18 protein-coding genes and 1 pseudogene are annotated in these 20,265 nt (G+C 63.0%); 11 read left to right on the top strand and 8 right to left on the bottom strand.

The genetic code is table 11. From position 1 onward, the window contains the following. The first annotated feature begins 7 nt into the window (after window positions 1-7). Genes LDN70_RS15770 through LDN70_RS15755 form a run of 4 tightly spaced genes read left to right on the top strand, consistent with a single transcriptional unit; the run spans window position 8 to window position 4,676 of the window. Window positions 8-1,426, top strand: coding sequence for an ABC transporter substrate-binding protein (locus LDN70_RS15770; protein WP_223940716.1), 1,419 nt, complete (start codon window positions 8-10; stop codon window positions 1,424-1,426). Then, complete coding sequence (locus LDN70_RS15765; RefSeq protein WP_166841680.1) at window positions 1,423-2,385, top strand: carbohydrate ABC transporter permease; 963 nt, start codon at window positions 1,423-1,425, stop codon at window positions 2,383-2,385. The genes LDN70_RS15770 and LDN70_RS15765 overlap by 4 nt, the downstream gene beginning before the upstream one ends. A gap of 8 nt (window positions 2,386-2,393) precedes the next feature. Continuing rightward, window positions 2,394-3,266, top strand: a complete 873-nt coding sequence (locus LDN70_RS15760) for a carbohydrate ABC transporter permease (protein WP_142938230.1) — start codon at window positions 2,394-2,396, stop codon at window positions 3,264-3,266. Window positions 3,267-3,293: 27 nt separating this feature from the next. Further along, window positions 3,294-4,676 carry a glycoside hydrolase family 32 protein gene (locus LDN70_RS15755; RefSeq protein ID WP_223940715.1) on the top strand — a complete coding sequence of 461 codons (1,383 nt, stop codon included), beginning with the start codon at window positions 3,294-3,296 and terminating at the stop codon, window positions 4,674-4,676. 166 nt (window positions 4,677-4,842) lie between these two features. On the opposite strand, the gene LDN70_RS15750 is transcribed toward LDN70_RS15755, so the two are convergent. From LDN70_RS15750 to LDN70_RS15735, 4 genes and pseudogenes are all read right to left on the bottom strand, one after another. After that, window positions 4,843-5,925, bottom strand: a complete 1,083-nt coding sequence (locus LDN70_RS15750) for a LacI family DNA-binding transcriptional regulator (protein ID WP_142938232.1) — start codon at window positions 5,923-5,925, stop codon at window positions 4,843-4,845. Window positions 5,926-5,986: 61 nt separating this feature from the next. After that, entirely contained in the window at window positions 5,987-6,427 is a 441-nt protein-coding gene (locus LDN70_RS15745) for a DUF2510 domain-containing protein (protein ID WP_223942667.1), read from the bottom strand. Window positions 6,428-6,511: 84 nt separating this feature from the next. Then, window positions 6,512-6,574: pseudogene (locus tag LDN70_RS21160) on the bottom strand (DUF2510 domain-containing protein); the annotation flags it as partial. Beyond that, entirely contained in the window at window positions 6,571-7,212 is a 642-nt protein-coding gene (locus LDN70_RS15735; protein ID WP_223940714.1) for a DUF2510 domain-containing protein, read from the bottom strand. The pseudogene LDN70_RS21160 and the gene LDN70_RS15735, both read right to left, overlap by 4 nt. A 101-nt stretch (window positions 7,213-7,313) precedes the next feature. Between LDN70_RS15735 and LDN70_RS15730 the strand changes: the two genes are divergently transcribed. The 5 genes from LDN70_RS15730 (at window position 7,314) to menD (ending at window position 13,772) form a co-directional block, all read left to right on the top strand. Next, window positions 7,314-7,919: a hypothetical protein gene (locus tag LDN70_RS15730; protein ID WP_223940713.1), complete on the top strand. Its 606-nt coding sequence runs from the start codon at window positions 7,314-7,316 to the stop codon at window positions 7,917-7,919. A 61-nt stretch (window positions 7,920-7,980) separates the two neighbouring features. Next, window positions 7,981-8,997 carry an o-succinylbenzoate synthase gene (locus LDN70_RS15725; protein WP_223940712.1) on the top strand — a complete coding sequence of 339 codons (1,017 nt, stop codon included), beginning with the start codon at window positions 7,981-7,983 and terminating at the stop codon, window positions 8,995-8,997. 80 nt (window positions 8,998-9,077) lie between these two features. Further along, window positions 9,078-11,165 (top strand): PhoX family protein, encoded by a 2,088-nt coding sequence (locus LDN70_RS15720; protein ID WP_223940711.1) that lies wholly within the window; start codon window positions 9,078-9,080, stop codon window positions 11,163-11,165. A 204-nt stretch (window positions 11,166-11,369) separates the two neighbouring features. Further along, window positions 11,370-11,945 (top strand): SOUL family heme-binding protein, encoded by a 576-nt coding sequence (locus LDN70_RS15715; protein WP_142938237.1) that lies wholly within the window; start codon window positions 11,370-11,372, stop codon window positions 11,943-11,945. 117 nt (window positions 11,946-12,062) lie between these two features. After that, complete coding sequence (gene menD, locus LDN70_RS15710; RefSeq protein WP_223940710.1) at window positions 12,063-13,772, top strand: 2-succinyl-5-enolpyruvyl-6-hydroxy-3-cyclohexene-1-carboxylic-acid synthase; 1,710 nt, start codon at window positions 12,063-12,065, stop codon at window positions 13,770-13,772. Window positions 13,773-14,034: 262 nt separating this feature from the next. Here the strand turns inward: menD and LDN70_RS15705 are convergent, their stop codons facing one another. The 4 genes from LDN70_RS15705 to LDN70_RS15690 form a co-directional block, all read right to left on the bottom strand. Continuing rightward, window positions 14,035-14,829 carry an amino acid ABC transporter ATP-binding protein gene (locus LDN70_RS15705; protein ID WP_166839774.1) on the bottom strand — a complete coding sequence of 265 codons (795 nt, stop codon included), beginning with the start codon at window positions 14,827-14,829 and terminating at the stop codon, window positions 14,035-14,037. Between the two features lie 11 nt (window positions 14,830-14,840). Next, complete coding sequence (locus tag LDN70_RS15700) at window positions 14,841-15,632, bottom strand: amino acid ABC transporter permease (protein WP_223940709.1); 792 nt, start codon at window positions 15,630-15,632, stop codon at window positions 14,841-14,843. Between the two features lie 93 nt (window positions 15,633-15,725). Further along, window positions 15,726-16,523: an ABC transporter substrate-binding protein gene (locus LDN70_RS15695; protein ID WP_142938241.1), complete on the bottom strand. Its 798-nt coding sequence runs from the start codon at window positions 16,521-16,523 to the stop codon at window positions 15,726-15,728. A 158-nt stretch (window positions 16,524-16,681) separates the two neighbouring features. Further along, a complete protein-coding gene (locus tag LDN70_RS15690; RefSeq protein ID WP_223940708.1) occupies window positions 16,682-18,037 on the bottom strand; it encodes an isochorismate synthase in 1,356 nt (451 codons plus the stop codon). Window positions 18,038-18,128: 91 nt separating this feature from the next. On the opposite strand from LDN70_RS15690, the gene LDN70_RS15685 reads away from it, so the two are divergent. Both LDN70_RS15685 and LDN70_RS15680 read left to right on the top strand, forming a co-directional pair. Further along, entirely contained in the window at window positions 18,129-18,890 is a 762-nt protein-coding gene (locus tag LDN70_RS15685; protein ID WP_142938243.1) for a demethylmenaquinone methyltransferase, read from the top strand. A 27-nt stretch (window positions 18,891-18,917) separates the two neighbouring features. Continuing rightward, on the top strand, window positions 18,918-20,261 hold the full coding sequence (locus LDN70_RS15680) for a geranylgeranyl reductase family protein (protein WP_142938244.1): 1,344 nt from the start codon (window positions 18,918-18,920) through the stop codon (window positions 20,259-20,261). Window positions 20,262-20,265 lie beyond the last annotated feature (4 nt).

Raw genomic sequence — 20,265 nt, 5'->3', positions numbered from 1 at the left:
AATCTACATGTCGGGAACCAATGGGGCTTTGCGTGAATTCACACGTAGGAGTGCCCTCACAGCCCTCGGCGCAGGAATTGTTGGAGTCACAGCGGCGTCGTGGCCGCGCTTGACCGGGGCCGACATTCCAGGCCGCGGAGACAATAGCCTCAGCATCGCCATCATGGGTACCGCCGCGGACGCTGAAGCCCGCCAGAAGGTCATCGACGCTTTCGCCAAGGTCCACCCCGAAATCAAGGTCAAGGTCCAGGCAATCCAAGCGGTGGACTGGAAGGACTTCTTCACCAAGATCCTCACCATGGTTGCAGCAGGCACCCCGCCGGACGTCGTGTACGTGGCTACGGAAGGCGCCCAACTCTTCGCAGAGAAACTGGCCCACCCGCTGGATGAGTACCTGCGCCGCGACGCCGATCATATGCGCGAATACTTCGAGGATGTCCACCCCAGCCTGGTGGAAGCGTTCATGTACAAGGGCAGCCTGTTCCAGCTCCCCATCGACTGGAACGCCGCCAATATGTACTACAACACCACGGCACTGACCAAGGCAGGCCTGGAACGGCCGTCCGACAACTGGACGCACACAGATTTCCGCAGCACCCTCGCCGCCATGAAGAAGGCCAACCCCAAGGACTTCACCCCGTACTACTGGACCAACCGGCTCTTCGGTGGAGTGGTGCCGTGGCTCTACGCCAATGACACCAGCTTCCTCAAGGAGACCAAGTCCCCGGGTGGCGAATGGCTGTGGGACGGTTTCTATGCCAACGACCCCTCACGCAGCCTCCGCTCCGGCGGCTACCAGTGGCTTGAGCCCAACGCCGATGATCCCAGGGTCTTCGAATCCTTCGATTACCTCCGAGGACTCGTGAAGGACGGATTGGGTGTGCGGCCGGAGGAAGGCGGCGGTAACTCGCTGATCGGCCTCTTCGCCTCCAACAGGATAGGTACGACGCCGGCGGGCGGCTATTGGGTGCAAGGCCTCCACGAGGCGGGGATGACGGAGAACGACTTCGACGTCCAGTTCTTCCCCAAGTGGCGGACCCAGCGGCACCAGTTCGGCACGGCGGGCTACGCGATTATGAAGACCGCCAAAGACAAGGACGCCGCGTGGGAATGGGTGAAGTTCAGCTCCAGCCGTGAAGCCATGCAAATCGTGTTCCCCACACCGAACACCACCCCTGCGCGTCGTTCAATGGCCAACCAACAGCTCTACGCAGGAACAGGTCCGCGGAACTGGAAGGTCTTCTACGACACCCTGGACAGGTTCCCCACCACAGGTCCCATTCCAGCGCCACCCCAGCAGGCTTCCGTGGAAACAGCCCTCATGAAAAACGTAAGCCTGGCTGTCAGTGGAGACGAGCGTCAACTCAAGGACGCCCTTACTTCCATGCAGCGCGATCTTGAATTGGCCCTGAGGAGGCAGCCATGAGCACCGCAACCAGTACGCCAACGGGGACGGGGAGCGAGTCGGGACGGAAGCCGACCCACAAACACGCGCAGCCGTCCAAGCGCGGCCGGATGCAGCAGCGCTGGCTGCCCTGGGCTTTTCTGGCGCCCACCATCGTGGGCATGGGCATCTTCACCTTGCTGCCAATCGTCGCTTCGATCGCGCTCGCGTTCTTCCGCTGGGACATCATCTCGGCACCAACGTTCGTGGGCTTCGACAACTTCGCTGAGGTGGTACAGGACCCCACCGTCAGGGTGTCATTCCTGAACACCATCGTGTTCGTGGTGGTGGCTGTGGCCCTCCAGCTCGGACTGGCACTTGGCCTGGCGATCATGGTGCAGGAGAAGCTCCCATCCTGGCTTAGGGTGTTCTTCCGATCGGCATTCTTCTTCCCGCTGATCCTCTCCGCGGCATCAGTATCGATTTTCATGCGGTACCTCTTCAACGAGCAATTCGGCGTCGTGAACTGGTTGCTGTCCATCGTTGGCATCCCAGCGGTCCCGTGGCTGACAACGCCAACCGGGTCAGCCGCCGTCGTAATTCTTGTCTATGTGTGGCAGAACTTCGGCTTCTCGTTCCTGCTGTTCATTGGCGGGCTGGCCTCCATTCCGGTGGAGACGTATGAGGCCGCGTCGATTGACGGTGCCACGGGTTGGCGAAAGCACTGGTTCGTCACCCTGCCCCTGCTGAGCCCCACCACCTTGGTGGCCTCGGTGATGGCGATCATCAACGCGCTGCAAGTGTTCGATCAGCCCTACGTGCTCACCCGCGGCGGACCCGGTGACTCAACACGAACAGCCGTGATGGTGATCTTCGAGTCCGCGTTCCAGCGCCTTGAGTTCGGCCAGGCATCGGCGATCGGCGTGATCCTGACCCTGATCATCATGGCCATCACCGCCGCGCAATTCCGGCTCAGCAAACGATTCGTCTTCTACCAGTAAGGCCCGCCATGACCACCATTCAAGAACGTGTCACCACCACGGCGCCTGTAGTGAAGCGGAAGAAGCGCGACTGGTCCGTAGCCATCCGCGTGGTTGTCTTGCTGATCGCATCCGTCTTCGTCCTGGGCCCGGTGATGTGGACGTTGTCCACTTCGCTGCGACCGCCGTCGGAATCCTTCCAGCTGCCGCCCGCGTTCCTGCCGCTGAACCCGGACCTGACCTCTTATGAGCAAGTGTTCAAGCAGCTCAACATCGTGGCCCTGGTCATTAACAGTGCCCTGGTGACCGGTTTGATCGCGGTGGGGCAGATGATCACCGCAGCGCTGGCAGGCTACGCGTTTGCGCACTTGAAGTTCCGGGGGCGCGGCGCGCTGTTCTCGATCGTGCTGGCCACCATGATGGTGCCTGCGCAGGTCACCATTGTGCCCGTCTTCATGCTGATCCGCGGCGTTGGACTCTCCGACACACTGCTCGCGCTGATCATTCCGGCCATCCCGACGGCGTTCGGCACCTTCCTGATGCGCCAGTACTTCATGGGGTTGCCGGGCGAGCTCGCTGAAGCGGCCGCGATCGACGGTGCCTCGCCGTGGCGGACGTTCCGCTCGGTGTATGCACCGCTGGCCATGCCTGGCCTGGCCATTGTGGGCATCCTGGCGTTCAACTTCCACTGGAACGAGTTCTTCAGGCCACTGATTATGACCATCTCCGAGCAGAACTTCACCCTGCCCCTGGGCTTGGTCTCGCTCCAAGGCAACCTCGGCACCGGAAGCATCTCCGTGGTCCTGGCCGGCGTTGTCCTCTCCATGATTCCCGCGCTGGTGGTGTTCATGTTCGGCCAACGCGCGCTGCAGGACGGGCTCACCGCAGGCACGGGCAAGTAATTACCGATCTTTTTGAAAGGGGTTCCGTTGACGGACCTTGCACTCTCTTCCTCTCTTTCCATGGCGGCGACGCACCCGGATCCCGCCTTCCCGCGCTTCCACCCGCGGCCTGCGCAGGGATGGATCAACGATCCCAACGGTGTCAGCTACATCAACGGCCGCTACCACGTGTTCTTCCAGTACAACCCCCTGTCCGCGCGGCACTCCCAGATCAACTGGGGGCATGTGAGCTCCACTGATTTAGTGCGCTGGGAAGAGCACCCCGTAGCGCTTTCGCCGCAGGCGGGCGGCCCTGACTCCGCTGGATGCTGGACCGGTGTGGTGACCGACGACGACGGCGTGCCAACCGCTTGTTATTCCGGTATCAAGGACCACGGGGGTCATTCCCAGGTGGTCATTGCCCGCGGCTCCGCCGACCTTGTTTCCTGGGAACAGGACGGGCACGTTGCGGCGTCAATGCCCTCGGATCCGCTGGTCACCGCAGTGCGGGACCCTTTTATTTTTTGGTTTGGCGGTGCGCGTTACGCCATGCAAGGGGCAGGTCTGTCCGACGGCCGCGCCGCTTTGCTTTTGTACACGGTGTCTGACATGGACGCGTGGGAGTACCAGGGCATCTGGCTCACCAGCGACCACCCCGTGGCCGCTGCCCATACGCCCGCCGAGATCTGGGAATGCCCGCAGCTGGTGGAAGTGCCTTCTTCTTCCGCTGGGTCCAGCTGGGTCATGATGTTCTCCCTGTGGCTCTCCGGCGACGACCACGAACACGCCAACGGGGTAGGGCACCTGATCGGGTCCCTGTCCTTGGACCCTGTGTCCGGGCTGCCGGTGTTTGCGCCTTCCTCCGGGGGGAAGTCCGATTTCGGCCGCGACTTCTACGCTCCTCAGATTGTGCAGCTCGCCCATGGGTCCTCACCCGCGGCACTGCTGTGGGGGTGGGCCAACGAGGGGCCAGGACGTGATGGTCGCCGGGGCCGCACGCAAAAAGAAGTCGACGACGCCGGGTGGTCGGGTGTGTTGACGCACCCCCGGGTTTTGTCCGTGGTTGGCGGGGCGCTCGCTGTTTCTCCTGCGCCCGAGGTTGAGGCGTATCGGGGTACTGCTGTGGTTACAGGTGCTGCCGGTGCCGTTGCGGTTCCCGAATTCGCCGAAGTGCTGGTCCGGGGTGCTGCAGGTGCCGGTTCCGTGGAGCTGGTGCTTGGGTCCGGGGCCGCCGCTCAAGTGGTTTACGCAGGCTCCCTGACTCCGGACGAGCAGTTGCGCATCTTTATCGATGCGTCCCTCGTGGAGGTTTACCGCACCGGTTCCGTGGCCACCACCGTCCGGGCTTACCCGGCTCCGGGGGAGGAATGGCAGCTCACCTTGCCCGATGGCGCGACTGCCGACGTCTGGGAGTTGACGCTGCCCGAGTAGGCGGCAGGCCGCCGTCGTGCGTCCGTTGCGAGGCCTGCTTTGCAGGCTTTCCGCTCGTCTTAGGGTGTAGAGCGGGCCTCGCAACGAGGGGGTGCGTGTTGTGAGGCCTGCTTTGCAGGCTTTCCGCTCGTCTTAGGGTGTAGAGCGGGCCTCGCAACGGGCGGTGTTAGCGGGTGGGGGCGGGGCCTGTGGACTCGCGCACCACTAAGCGGCAGGGAACCATCGTTTCGACCGTGGTTCCCTTTCCTGCTGTGGGGGTGCCCGCGCCTACGCCCGCGCTTTCGCCCGTGCCCTCGATCGCGTCCAGCAGCGTGGTCATGGCGGCACGGCCGATCTCCCGCAGGGGCAACGCCATGGTGGTGAGTGAAGGCACCATGGTGTCGGCGATCCGGGTTTCGTCGTCGTAGCCCATGATGGACAGGTCCCCGGGAACACTGAGTCCCAAACGCGCGGCAGCAAGGGTCACACCCACCGCCAGGCGATCGTTCGCGCACATGATGGCCGTGGGCCGATCAGCCGGGGACACGCCGTCGAGCAGTTTCATGGCGCCGCGGAAACCGGCGTCGATATCCCAGCCGGCCATGAAGATCCGGTCTGCATGGACCGGGATATCGGCCGCTGCGTGTGCATCCCGGTAGCCCTGAACACGCAACGGGGCCGCGGGCGAGTCCTCCAACCCGGCAAGCAGCGCAATGTCCCGGTGGCCAAGTTCCAACAAGTGCTCCGTGGCCATCCTGCCACCGGATACCTCGTCAGGAATGACGTGATGCAGCTGCTGTTGAGGGTGGTTGTCATAGCAGTTGGCAAGGACCGAGGGGACGCGGAGCATGCCGTGCGGAATCTCAATGGGTTTCAAGCCAACTGTCACGTACATGAGCCCATCAACCTGCCGATCCAGGAGCGTTTCAATGGCGCTCGCATCCCTGGCGGTATCACTTTCGGTGTCCATCACTACGGTCACAAAGCCGCGGCTGCGGGCGACGTCGTCGGCGCCACCGATGATGTTGCCGTCAAAGGGGCTGACCACTACTTCGTCGGACAGGATGCCGATCACACGAGAGCGCTGGTTCCGCAGGCTCAGGGCAATAGCGTTGGGGGAGTAGTTCAATTCAAGGGCGGCCTGCCGGATCCGGTCCTGGCTCTCCTTGGCCACGTTCCCGTCGCCACGCCCATTTAGAACCAGCGAGACCGCGCTCCTGGACACACCCGCCCTCTTGGCGACGTCCAGTGCAGTGGCCTTGCGGTTCATGGAAGTCCTTCCGTCCTTTATTGTCAGCAGTCTACCTAACGCGTGTGAGGATCCGGTGGGGTCAGGCTGGGTAACCCAATTCACGCAACGCGGCCTCCATGAAGTCCAAGGCCTTGATAGTCCCCGCCACGAAATAAAGTCCCCACGCCGCGAGGATGACCACCAGTGGCCACAAGCCCCGCCGTGGAGCCACCTTGTGGATTACCACCGACCGTCCAATGACATAGGGAATCCCTCCCAGAAAGGACCATGCCCAGTGGAATGGTCGCGTGACGCCCGTTTTCAGCAAGCGTCGGGTATCAAGCAGGGCCAGCACCACTGTGGAGCAATAGGTTAAGACCAATCCGCCCCAGATCAGGAAGTAGCCAGTGCTGATGATCGTGGCGGGGTCCAGGGTGAGGGCGCCGTTCCGGGTGTAGGTACGGATCTCGATATGCCACGTCAACATGAGTAGGCCCGGAAGGAAAGGCAGGACGGCAATAAGCCAGATGTACGGATTCACAACGCTCTGGCCTTGGCGAAGTATCGGGCGCTGAATCGCTGGACGTGGGACCCCTGCAGGTACCACGTGGTCTACCCACTCAGTACCGTTCCACCATCGGAGGCTGTGGGGGTCCCGAGCATCTGCATACCACCCGGGAACTGTCACGTCTGGACCGAATACCCCAGCTGGGAATACACCGACTGCATGAAATTGGACATCCAGATGCCGGTGATCACCATGCTGATAACAAACACGGCGATTGTTGCCCAGACAGGCCACAGCCCACGATTAGGCGCCACTTTCCTAACGATCACAGAGCGGCCGATCACGTACACCAGCGCGCTAAGGAACGCCCACGCCCAGTGAAAAGGACGGACGACGCCGGACTTGAGGAGGCGCTGACGGTCCAGGAAAGCGAAAAACACCGAAAGCCCGTAGGACAGGAAACTAGCGCCCATCAGCAAGAAATAGCCAGGGGTGTACATGGAGAAAGGATCCATGGTGGTGACCCCCTGCCGGGTGGTGATCATCCTGAACTCCGGCTGCCACGTGAGTAGAAGCAGGATGGACAGCAGCGGCAACAAGGTGATCGCCCAGATAAACGGGTTGTACACCGGAGTCTCCGGGCTGAGCTGCGGACGTGGCTGCTGGACGGGAACCTGGAGCTGTCCTGGCGCCTGGAACTGAGCCGGCGCCTGGTTGGCTGTCCACGCGCGTCCGTCCCACCACCGGACGAGCCGCGGGTCTGAAGGGTCCGGGTACCAGCCGGGAGGCGTCGCGGAACCGGGCGTTGATTGAGTCATATCTCCCCCACTTTGAGTCGTATTCCGAGAATATCGCGATTGCTGCCTCTCGGTTGCCACGCACCTCTCCCGGTCCCGTTGCAGCGGTGTAAGGATGGATCATGAGCTTCTTCGATGACCTCCCCGAGCAGCCCGCCCGGCCGCGGGAACCGCAGCCTGCCCAGCCGGGGTGGCTCGGCCCGCCGTCGGACGAGCTGCCCGGTATTGCGCGCGTCGGCGGGTTTGTTCACAAGGACAGCCGCACCGTGGTGGTCCTGAAACTTGTGGAGGTGTACTCCACAGGTTGCATGTTTGACCTGGTCTGGTCGGTGCGGCGGGGCACCGAATCGGACCAGGAGTGGCGGGAGATGGTGGAGGAGAGCTACAACCACCCGCGGTCAAGCCTGGACACCCGGACGGGACTGGAACTGGGTGTAGCTGTTGCGGACGGACGCAAGGCTGTTGCGGCCATCCACGGACCGGCGGCCTTCGAAGATGCAGCCGTCACTGGCCCTGTGCTGACAACCTTGGGAGGCGGCGGAGGAAGCAACAACTCCGAGTTCGTTCAATTCACCGGCAGGTACTGGTTATGGCCGTTGCCAATGGAGGAGGACATCACGCTCGTACTGCGATGGGAAGCGTTGGGGATACCGGAAAGCTCGCTCGTCCTGTCCGGTGAGCAGTTGGCTGAAGCCTTGGCGGGCGTGCAGAAATACTGGGACCAGTAGCTTTTCCACATAGCCGAATTGGCCTGCCTCTTGGGTGGGAAGCCGCCGGTACAGTGGCAATATGCCTGCATTTCCCTCGCTCGAAGAACTCCTCGATTCCGCCCACGTAGTCTCGCTACCCATGCGCGTGAAATTCCGCGGCATCATGGAGCGCGAGACACTCCTCCTGCGAGGACCTCTTGGATGGGGTGAGTTCTGCCCCTTCCCCGAATACGACGACGACGAATCCTCCCGCTGGCTGGCCGCAGCTTTGGAAGCGGGCTGGCTTGGTTTCCCCCCGCCTTTGCGGGACAGGATCCCGGTCAATGCTACAGTTCCCGCCGTCGCGGCCGAACGTGTGCCTGAGGTGCTTGCGCGCTTCGGCAGGGTTGACGCCGTCAAGATCAAAGTCGCGGAGCGGGGCCAGGAACTGGCAGACGACGTCGCGCGGGTACACGCAGTCCGTGAGGCCCTACCTGATGCTGCCATCCGGGTGGATGCCAACGGGGGATGGGACACAGATCAGGCCGTGGAAGCCCTTGGCAAACTATCCGCAGTAGGCCTCGAATATGCTGAACAACCCGTCCCCGCCATTGGCGGCCTGGCGGAGGTCCGGCGTCGGCTGACTGCAGCCGGTACGCCGGTCCTCATCGCCGCGGACGAGAGCGTCCGGAAGGAAGAAGACCCCCTTCGTGTTGCCCGGGCCGGTGCTGCTGACCTGATCGTGGTCAAGGTCGCGCCACTTGGGGGAGTCACACGCGCATTGCACATCGTGGAGCAGGCCGGACTGCCCGCCGTCGTAAGCTCGGCACTTGACACCTCGGTGGGAATACGTGCCGGCCTGGCGCTCGCAGCCGCGCTCCCGTCCCTTCCCTATGCCTGCGGCCTTGGCACCGTTTCGCTGTTCGCTTCGGACATCACGCTGGACCCGCTGGTGGCCGACGACGGCGCCATCCAGTTACGTGAGACCCTGGCCGATGCCGGGCTGCTTGAGCAGTACGCGGCACCGGGGGAGCGCAGGGACTGGTGGCTGGACCGGCTCCGCCGCGTGCACTCAACGTTGGCGCGAAACCAGCACGGTTTGTTCACCGGGTCTTAACCAGAGGGACCTCTCAGCTTTGGATTGCGCTGAAAGGCTCAGCGGGAACCTCATACATCCTCTGGAAGGTCTTTACCCCCATGTCTGAAACCACCGGACGCACGTTTCCGCTGCTCCCCATGCTCGGCCACACAAAAGGCAAGCGCAGCCCCGTCACGTGTGCCTTGAAATGCGACAACGCATGCTCAGGCGATGTTTGCAACACCAGCGCCAACGGTTACTTCCGCGACATCGCCTCAACCGCTATGTCCCGCCGCGCAGCGCTGGGGCTCGGGGCCGCCGGAGCGCTTGCAATCGTGCTCGGTGGTGCCGTAGACGGTGGCGACACCGCTGTGGCCGACTCCGGTCAAGGGCTCTCCGATGCCGCAAAGAAGGGCTTCGACAAGTCCAAGCTGAAGTTCACCGCCATCAAGCCCGTAGACGCAGCAGTGGATGCCTTCACTGTCCCCGAGGGCTTTGACTGGAAACCGATCATCCGCTGGGGCGATCCCCTCTTCGCCGACTCGCCGGCCTTCGACCTCAAGGCGCAGACCGCGGCAGCACAGGCCCGCCAGTTCGGCTACAACAACGACTACACGGACATCCTGCCGATCCCCGGCTCCAAAGACCGCCGGGCCGTGCTGTTCAGCAACCACGAGTACACCAACGAGAACATCATGCTGCCCGTAGGCTTCGACCCCGCCGAAGCACGGGCAATCGGTCGCGCAGGGCACGGACTGGCCGTGGTGGAGCTCGAGCGCAAGAACAAAAACAAGCCGTGGAGCTACGTCCAGGGCGCACCGTTGAACCGGCGCTTCCTCACAGACACTGTCTACGAGCTGACCGGACCCGCGGCTGGCACCAACCTAGTCAAGACCATTGACGACCCCGCCGGCCGCTGGATTAAGGGCACGCTGGGCAACTGCGCCGGTGGGACCACCCCGTGGGGAACCATCCTCTCCGGTGAGGAGAACTTCAACGGATACTTCGCAGCTCCGGGCACCAGCGACGGCGACAAGCGCTATGGGATTTCCGCGAAGGCAACCACACGCCAGTGGGAGCTCGACGAGCCTCGTTTCGACACCCGTAACTCCGGCTACGCCAACGAGACCAATCGCTTCGGCTGGATCGTGGAAGTGGATCCGTTCGATCCCACCTCTACCCCTAAGAAGCACTCCGCCATGGGCCGCTTCAAGCACGAGGGCGCCAACGTCATCGTCGCTCCTTCCGGTCACGTAGTGGCGTACATGGGCGACGACGAGCGTTTTGATTACCTTTACAAGTTCGTCTCCAAGGGGAAGTACCAGGCTGGTGACTCCAAGGAAGCCCGCAAGAACAACATGAGCTTGCTTTCTGAGGGCGACCTCTACGTGGCTCGTTTCACGGGTGACTCTCCTGCCGACATTGACGGCACGGGCAAACTCCCTGCCGACGGTGCGTTCGATGGCACTGGTGAATGGCTTCCGCTGGTGGTCAACGGCACCTCCGCTGTGCCGGGCATGACCGTCCCCGAAGTTCTCGTCTACACCCGCCTCGCTGCCGACAAGGTTGGCCCCACCAAGATGGACCGTTGTGAGGACGTGGAGCCCCACCCGCGTACGGGCAAGGTCTACGTCGCCTGCACCAACAACACGGACCGCGGCAAGTCGGGCAAGGAAGGCGCCACCGAGGTCAACCCGCGCACCCTGAACCGTGACGGCCACGTCGTGGAGATCACCGAAGGACGCGAGCAAACAGGCACCAAGTTCAACTGGAGCCTCCTGCTGGTAGCTGGCGATCCCGCCAAGAACACCTCCACGTACTTCTCCGGATTCCCGGCCAACAAGGTCTCGCCCATTTCATGCCCGGACAATGTGGCCTTCGATTCCGTGGGCAACCTCTGGATCTCCACCGACGGCGCCCCCGGCACCATCGGCTACGCGGACGGGCTCTTTAAGGTCACCCTCGAAGGACCTGAGCGCGGCAAGGTTGAGCAGTTCCTCGCTGTCCCGCGCGACGCCGAAACATGCGGACCCATCATTCACGATGAAGAACGCACCGTCTTCGTCGCTGTCCAGCACCCTGGCGAGGACGGCTCATTCGCAGCCCAGAACTCCTTCTTCCCGGACTACGTTCCGGCCGGAGCCACACCTCCTGCCGGTGCAGTGCGCGCCCCTCGCCCCTCGGTGGTGCAGGTCTTCCGCAAGTAACGCCTGCTTCTTTCGATACTGACGAAATGCTCCCTCTCCCGCTGTTATGGGTGGGGGAGCATTTTCGTCATCCGACGCTCGCTCACATCACGCGTGCCTGAACCAAACCCTCTATCACGTCCCGCGTGCTTGCGGCGGGACCTTCTCTCACATTCCACTGCTCTCTGGCGGCTAGTGCCGCGGCGGCGTAGGGTCGATTGGACCATGACTGAACAGCAGCCGTACGATCTGGTCCAGCAGTATCCGCACTTCGAGCTTCGTCGCTACCCCGCGCATGTCCTCGCGGAGGTGCAAGTCCACGCGGCGTTCGATCGCGCCGGGAACGAGGCCTTCCGTTACCTTTTCAACTACATCAGCGGCAACAACACCAGCAGGCAGAAGCTGTCCATGACCGCGCCTGTCATTCAAGAAAGCGGAACGTCGGAGGAACTGGTCATGACGGCGCCGGTCTTGCAAAGCGGACCGATCTCTGGGGCTGCAGATGATGACTACGTTGTTGCTTTCGTCCTGCCAGCAGGACTGACAGCAGAGACTGCTCCAAAACCTGAAGAGCCCAGGGTCAAAATCCGTGAGGTACCGGGGGCGTTATCTGCAGTAGCACGATTCACAGGCAATGGCTCAGCCGCGGCCTTTCAACGCCATACTGTAGCGCTGATGGAGGCTCTTCAACTGGCTGATCTAACTCCCATCGGTTCGCCCAGGTTCGCGCGCTTCGACCCACCTTTCAAACCTTGGTTCCTCCGCCACAACGAGGTAGTCCTTGACGTTAAGGAACCCTAACCTGACCGATGTGAGAGATGGTTGGCCGGGAGGGCTCGGGATGTGAGCGATGGTTGGCCGGGAGGGCTCGGGATGTGAGCGAGCGTTTGGGTCCGGACGCCCCAATAGACTGGAACGGTGACTTCCCAGGACTCTCTGACATCCATTGGCGCCGCCCGGATCGCCGTTACGGCACTGCTCGACGGCGGTGTGCGGCACGTGGTGGTGGCGCCTGGTTCGCGTTCGGCGCCCATGGCCTACGCGCTCGCGGAAGCTGAAGCTGAAGGCCGGGTTCGGATCCACGTCCGCATCGATGAGCGGGATGCAGGGTTCACCGCGCTGGGCCTTGCCCTCTCCACAGAGGCTCCCGTGGCGGTGGTGACAACCTCCGGGACGGCGGTCGGCAACCTCCTGCCCTCGGTCATGGAAGCCAATCATTCGGCTGTCCCCGTGGTGGTGATCTCAGCTGACCGTCCCCAGGAACTTCACGGCACCGGGGCGAACCAAACCACCACCCAACTGGACCTTTTCGGCGATCACGTGAGATTCGCCGTCGACGTCCCGGCAGGTGATCACCCCCAAAAGGCGGTTGCCACGGCACTTTACGCCGCCACGGGGGCCCTCGAAGACACCCCGCCCGGCCCTGTCCAGGTGAACCTCGCGTTCCGGGATCCGCTGGTTCCGGACGCAGGCGACGCTCTTCCCGAGACCGCCGGTCGCGGCGTGTTCCATTACGACGCCGGTCCCCAGGCACTGGATCTTCCGGCAGCTTCCCGGCAACTCGCCGAAAGACGAACCGTGGTCCTTGCCGGGCATGACGCCGGCCCCGTAGCTGAAGCCTTTGCCCGCGCCCACGGTCTGCCACTGTTGGCGGAACCTTCGTCCAACGCACGCTTCGGGCCGAACGCTATTGGACCTTACCGGGTCTTGCTGGCCCACTTTGGTCCGGATTCACCCACGCCGATCGAACGCGTTGTCCTGTTCGGACGGGCAACGCTCTCCCGTCCTGTGGCTGCCCTGCTGGCGCGTGAGTCTGTTGAATCCGCCATTTACCAGCCCGTCCCGGTTGCCTGGTATGAAGCAGGGCGGCGCCGCGAAACACCCATCGAGACTCTTCCCGAGCTCGCCGACTTTGCCGGACGTGGGTCTGCCGAATGGCTCGATTCCTGGCTGCTCGCCGGCGCGGCCGCCCAACACGGCCTCGACGGGGTGCTCGCGGGGGAGAGCCTTGCAACCGGTCCCTCGGTTGGCGCTACCGTCTGGGAGCACTCCCGCGGACAGTTGGTGCTGGGTTCTTCCAACGGCATCCGCGACGTAGACCTCGCAGGCCAACCTCACCCCGAACCCATCGCCACGGTTTACGCCAACCGCGGCCTCGCCGGCATCGATGGAACCATCGCCACAGCCACCGGAATTGCCCTGGGCAGCGGCCGTGAAACCACGGTCCTGCTTGGCGATGTCACCTTCCTTCACGATGCCGGGGGACTCCTTATCGGTCACGGAGAACCCGTGCCGGATCTCCGGATCGTGGTGCTCAACGACTCCGGCGGTGCCATTTTCAGCCTTCTCGAGCACGGTGTGGTGGAGGACTCAGGGGCCTACGGCACCGCCGTCGAGCGCCTCTTCGCTACCCCGCACTCAGTGGACATTGCGGCACTCGCGGCGGCTTACGGCGTCGGACACCAAGCAGTAACCACGACGGCGGAACTCGCCGCGGCCCTCAAGTCGCCTGTGAAGGGCCGCACCATAGTGGAGGTGCGCGTGGACCGGGCGGGTTTGAGGGCACTCCATGCGCGGGTCAAAGAAGCCATATCGGCTGCGGTGGGCCAAGTCCTGACGGCGGGCTAACCCGCTCCGCCCCACCTCGCTACCGTTACCGCCGATCGCACCCGTAACCGCTGGTGCGAATGGCGCGAAGGGGTGCGCCGCGGGTGAAGGAGTGGTGCGCCGAGCGCGAAGGGGTGCGCCGCCCGCCGTCGTACTTCACGCCGCCGTCGTACTTCACTAGGGACAGACACCCACAATTCGACGGTGACGCAAAACGGGAGGGCGACACCCAAATGTGGGTGTCGCCCTCCCGTTTGGGTGGTGCTAACGACTATGCGCGGGGTTAGTCCTCCACCACGTCAATGTGCGTGGGATCGAGGACGCGGCGCAGGAATTCCTTGGTGCGCGGCTGGGTGGGAGCACTGATGACGTTTTCCGCGGGCCCTTCTTCCACCACAACACCGGCGTCCATGAACACCACGCGGTCTGCCACTTCGCGGGCGAAGCCCATCTCGTGGGTGACCACCAGCATGGTCATGCCCTCCTGGGCCAGCTTGCGCATGACGGCCAGGACGTCGCCCACTGTTTCCGGGTCCAGGGCTGACGTGGGCTCATCGAAAAGCATGAGCTGCGGGTCCATGGAGAGGGCCCGGGCAATGGCCACACGCTGCTGCTGGCCACCGGAGAGCTGGTCCGGGAAACGGTCGGCAAGGTGACCCAGGCCGACGCGCTCGAGGTTGTGGCGCGCTACTTCGCCAGCCTCGGACTTGGACCGTTTGAGAACCTTCACCTGCGAGATGGTGCAGTTGTCCAGCACGCTCAAGTGCGGGAACAGGTTGAAGTGCTGGAACACCATCCCAACGTTCCGGCGCATCCTGTTGAGGTCCACGTCCGGGTCTGTTGCCTCGAACTCACCCACGTTGATGGTGCCGCCGTTGGGCTGTTCGAGCAGGTTGACGCAGCGCAGGAGGGTGGATTTACCCGAACCCGAAGGCCCAATCAGGCAAACAACCTGGCCTGGTTCAACGGTCAGCGAGATGCCTTTGAGGACCTCGTTGCTGCCGTAGGACTTGCGCAGATCCTTGATGTTTACACCGGCGGCTTGAACGGTGGCCGTGCTCCCAGTGGAGTTATTCATGACTGTCCTGCCTATCGCTTAGTCCGCGCGGAGCGGCTTTCGAACTTCCGTGCCAGGAGGCTCAACGGGATGGTGATGACCAGGTAGAAAGCACCGGCTACGAGCAGCGGCGTGAGGCCGGCGCCGAGGCTGGAGATGCCGTCACGGCCAAACTTGGTGAGCTCGTACTGGGACGCGGTGAGACCCAGAACGTAGATCAGCGAGGAGTCCTTGGTGAGCAGGATGATCTCGTTGGTCAGCGGCGGCAGGACGATTTTGAATGCCTGGGGGATGACGATTGAGATCATGGCCCGCCAGTGCGGCATGCCCAGTGAGCGGGCTGCTTCCATCTGGCCCTTGGGCACAGCCTGAAGGCCGGCGCGGAGTGTTTCAGCGATATAGGCCGAGGCCACCATGCCCAGTGAAACCATGACCACGATGTTGACGTCCCACTGCACGCCGAACGCCAGCGGAACGCCGTAGCCGAACGCGATGAAGACCAGCAGGGCGGGAACGCCGCGGAAGAACTCGATGTAACCGGTGGCCAGCCAGCGGTACAGAGGGAAGGAGGAGAGCTTCATCAGGGCAAGCAGAAGGCCGCCGGACAAGCCCACTATGAAAGCCAGTGCCGTGTAAATGAGGGTGTTCTTGAGGCCCACCAGGAAGATGTCCGGGAACATCGGCCCGATCTTGGCGAAGTTGAAGACGCTGGTACCAATCGTCTTCCAGTCCACAGCAAGGATCACCGCGGCCACGGCCACGACGAATATTCCGGCCTGGACGTACAAACTGACTTTGGCTCGTTGACGTGCAGTCATTGCCATGGGGTTCTCACATTCATGTTGCGCAGGTGGGGCCCCGAAACAACATGTGGTTTCGGGGCCCGCCTGCGTGGATCTGGGGAGCCGGGGCTCGGACTACTTGCTGGCTTCGCCGAACCAGGTGGTCTCGAACTTCTTCATGGATCCGTCGTCGGTGATGCGCTTGAGGGTGGCGTTCACGGCATCAGCCATGGCGGTGTTCCCCTTCTTGATGGAGATGCCCAGCTTCTCACCCGTTGCAAAGTCTTCAACGCGCTTGAGGTTGGAGTCGTCCTTGATGGCGTAGCCGAGGACGGAGCCGTTACCCACTGCGGCGTCGATGGTGCCGGCCTTGAGGGCCTGAACCAGGAGGCCGGAATCTTCGAACTGCTGGGCGTCGATTCCCTTGTCCTTGGCGTACTGGGCGCCGGTAGTGGCCTGCTGGACGCCTACCTTCTTGCCCTTGGCGCCGTCGAGGTTGTTGATGCCGGAGGAGGACGTGGCCACGAGGGTCAGGTCGTCGTCCAGGTAGGGGTTGGAGAAGTCCATGACGTTCTTGCGGACGTCCGTAATGGAGATCGAGGAGATGGAGACATCGCAGCCGGTCAGTGCGGTGCCGGTCTCGATTGCTTCGAAGGAGCTGTCCACCACGTTGAGTTCGGCCTTGACGTCCTTGGCGATCTCGGCGGCGATGTCCATGTCGAAGCCCACGATCTTGCCATCCTTCTGGAATTCGAAGGGCTCGTAAGGCACGTCCGAGCAAACGGTCAGCTTGCCGGCGTTGATGAGCTTGAGGCCGGAGTCCGAGGACGCAGCCGGGGTGGAGGAACCACCACAGGCGGTGAGGGCCAGGGCGCCGGCGGCGAGCACGGCGGCAATCTTGGTGCCGGACAGAACCGAACGGGAGATCTGCATGTTGTTTACCTTTTGTTGCAGTGGATGCTGAACTGAGTCGGTTTTAGTGTAGCGCCGAACGTGAGATGTGCATCACAGGAAACGAAGTTTCACTATTGGATAACAAGTTTACGCACTAATCAACCACTGCAGAAGTGATGGTGTCTGAAATCCCAGATTCAGCGCTTGATGCCCAGGGCTTCCAGCATCGGCCGGAATTTGGCCCACGTTTCGGCCAGTTCGGCCTCCGGCACGGAGCCTTCCACGATCCCGCAGCCCGCATACAGGCGCACGGTATTGGCGTCCTCAATCACAGCGCCACGGAGTGCGATGCCCCACTCGCCGTTACCGGCAGCGTCCAACCAACCCACCGGCCCGGCGTAAGGGCCGCGGTCCAGATGCTCCAGTTTGCGTATCAGGGCACCGGCTACCAACGTGGGCGTTCCGCAGACCGCCGCTGTGGGATGCAGGGCGTTGATCAGGGCCAGGCAGGTAGGAACGTGTCCCTCGATGTCAGCCAGCTCCGCCTTCACGTCCGAGGCCAGATGCCACACATTGGGCAGCTCAAGTATGAAGGGCTCGCTGTGGGAATTCATCGCCTCGGAGAAAGGAGCGAGCTGCCGGGTCAGTGAATCAATGGCGATCTCGTGTTCGTGGCGTTGCTTTTCTGAACCGGCCAGGACCCGCTCGGCGTACTCCATGGGGGACCCGTCCATGCCGTCCGCGTCGCGGCGATCCAAGGTTCCAGCCAGCACCCGCGCCTGCGCTGTGCGGCCCTCCACTTGAATCAGCATCTCCGGCGTAGCTCCGACCAGACCGTCCACGCCGTACGTCCAGCATTCGCGGTATCTCGCCGCGAGCTGACGAAGAACCTCAGCGGCGTTGACGCCCTCAGGAAGGTTAGCCACGACGTCGCGCGCCAACACCAGCTTCTCCAACTTTCCGGCGCGGATTTCCTCCACGCCGTTGGAAACGGCCTCCATCCAAGCGGCCTCGCTCAGGGAACCGCGGCTGAGATGACCAGCCGAACCGTTCGCCGCAACAGCGTCCGGTGAGAGTCCGACGTCGGGCCCTCCGGTGGCTGGAGCGTCGCCGTTGGGCTCCGGCTGAGTAAGCCAGCGGTCCACGGAGGCGAGGACACCGGCCTCGGTGAGGGGGCCGTCGTCGAACGTCAACTGGGTGGCCCACGCGCTGCCGTCGCGGATTCCAATCACGAGTTCGGGAAGGATCAGGCGGGAAACGTGGGGTGAGGTTTTGGAGAAAGCGAACGATCCAAAAGCCACCGGACCAGTACCCGGAACCTCCACCAGATCCGTGATTTCCGCCTCAATAATGAGGTGTCGCCACCAGATATCGGCCTCAAGGAATCGCTCGGGCCCGGTGGCGTTGAAACGGGTCAGCTCGCCATAGCCAACCAGGCCGGCTTCCCTGCGGGACCAGCACAGGACGTCGTCCCGCACCAGAAACGACGGCAGCCCCCCGGAGGATGATTCAACATTCAGGGGGACTGTCAAGGTGCGGAGCGTGCTCGTCATGATGGAACAACAGTACTCCCGTGCCCAGCCAGAATCTGAGCCGACTTCTACAGCGCAGCAAAGTCGGTTGAATGTCTGAGACAATTACAGGGTGAACCGAGCATCCTTGGAAAAGCGTCCGGACGAAGTTGCGACGATGTTTGATGATGTCGCCCCAAAATACGACGTCGTCAATGATGTCCTGTCCATGGGACAGACCCGGCGTTGGCGCCGGATCGTGGTGGACGCCATGGATGTGAAAAAAGGCCAGAAGGTCCTGGACCTCGCCGCCGGAACGGGAACATCCAGCGAACCCTACGCCGATGCCGGTGTGGACGTTGTGGCCTGCGACTTCTCCCTGGGCATGCTCAAAGTAGGCAAGCGCCGCCGCCCGGACATCGACTTCATTGCCGGCGACGCCACTAACCTGCCGTTCGCTGACAACAGCTTCGATGCCTCCACCATCTCCTTCGGCCTCCGCAATGTGGTGGAACCGCGCAAGGCTCTTGAAGAGATGCTGCGCGTCACCAAGCCTGGCGGGCGGCTGGTCATCGCCGAGTTCTCGCACCCCGTGGTTCCCTTGTGGCGCAACCTCTACACCGAGTACCTGATGCGTGCGCTTCCGGCCATCGCCACCAAGGTCTCCTCCAACCCGGACGCCTACGTGTACCTCGCCGAATCCATCCGCGCCTGGCCGGACCAGGACCACCTGGCCCAGTGGCTCAGCGACGCCGGCTGGACGGACGTAACTTACCGGAACCTCAGCGGCGGCATTGTTGCCGTGCACCGTGCGCAGAAGCCCGCCGATCACCGCGAAAGTGTTCCCGTGGCAAAGCTTCGCCGCCAGATCAAGCCGCGCCACCAGGCCGGCTAACCAGCACAGCCCGTTGATTAGGACGTCGTGAAAGTACTGATTGTTGGCGCGGGCCCTGCCGGGTCCACCGCCGCGTATTACCTCGCCCAGCAGGGCATCGATGTCACGGTGCTGGAAAAGACCTCTTTTCCCCGTGAAAAAGTCTGCGGCGATGGGCTCACTCCACGCGCGGTCCGCGAGATCCAGAAGCTTGGGCTGCCCCATGCTGTCTCGGAGGGTTGGCGCCGGAACAAGGGCCTTCGCCTTATTGCCGGTGGCCGCACCATCGAATTGCCGTGGCCCGAGGTTGCCGACTTCCCCACCTACGGCCTGATCCGGACCCGACTCGGTTTTGACGAGGACCTGGCCCGCCACGCCGAGTCCGCGGGCGCCGTCGTGCTTGAACGCCACAGCGTCACCTCCGCGTTGACTGCAGAAGACGGCCGCGTGATCGGCGTCCAGGCTTCCGTCCTTGACGAGTCCGGACGCAAGACGGGCGAAACGCGCGACTTCCACGCCGACGTCGTCCTCGCCGCGGACGGCAACTCAACGCGAACTGCGGTGTCGTTGGGTATGCACAAACGCGACGACCGTCCGCTGGGCGTCGCAGTGCGCACCTATTTCACTTCGCCCAGGCATGACGATGACTGGATGGAGGGCTGGCTGGAACTCCCCGGCAAGTCCGGTAAACCGCTGCCCGGATACGGTTGGGTGTTCGGGGTTGGCGACGGAACCTCCAACGTGGGCCTGGGGATACTGAACTCGTCCAAGGAATTCGGCAAACTCGACTACAAGCAGGTCCTGCGCGAATGGACCGCCGGCATGCCGTCCGACTGGGGCTTCACACCGGAAAACCAGGTGGGGGAGATCCGCGGTGCCGCGCTGCCCATGGGCTTCAACCGCACCCCGCACTACTCACCCGGGCTTCTCCTGTTGGGTGACGCCGGCGGAATGGTGTCCCCGTTCAACGGAGAGGGCATTTCCTACGCCATGGAGTCGGCCCGGTTCGCGGCTGAGTTCCTGATTGACGCGTCGTCGCGCTCGGCTTCCGCCGGTTGGACAACGCACGACGCCGATGCTCACCTTTCGCGGTACGCGGACTATGTGCGGGACCAGTGGGGTTCACACTTCACACTGGGCCGCATGTTTGCCTCCCTGATCGGGAAGCCCGCCGTGATGAAGCTGGCACTGCGCACGGGTATGCCCATTCCTGTGCTCATGCGCTTTGTGGTTCGAATGCTCGCGAACCTCACGGATCCGTCCGCGAAGGGCTTCGAAGACCGGGTTATCCGGGTCCTCGAAATGCTGGTTCCGGCCACCTCCAACACTTCGCCTGCCCGCGCCCTTACGCCGGCAGGCTCCAACACCGCGGTTTCCGCAACAACTAGTTAGGGTT

The organism is Arthrobacter sp. StoSoilB22, assembly GCF_019977315.1.
Classification (GTDB): domain Bacteria; phylum Actinomycetota; class Actinomycetes; order Actinomycetales; family Micrococcaceae; genus Arthrobacter.
The sequence above is the reverse complement of the archived record's forward strand: the minus strand, read 5'-3'. Positions and strand labels throughout refer to the sequence as shown.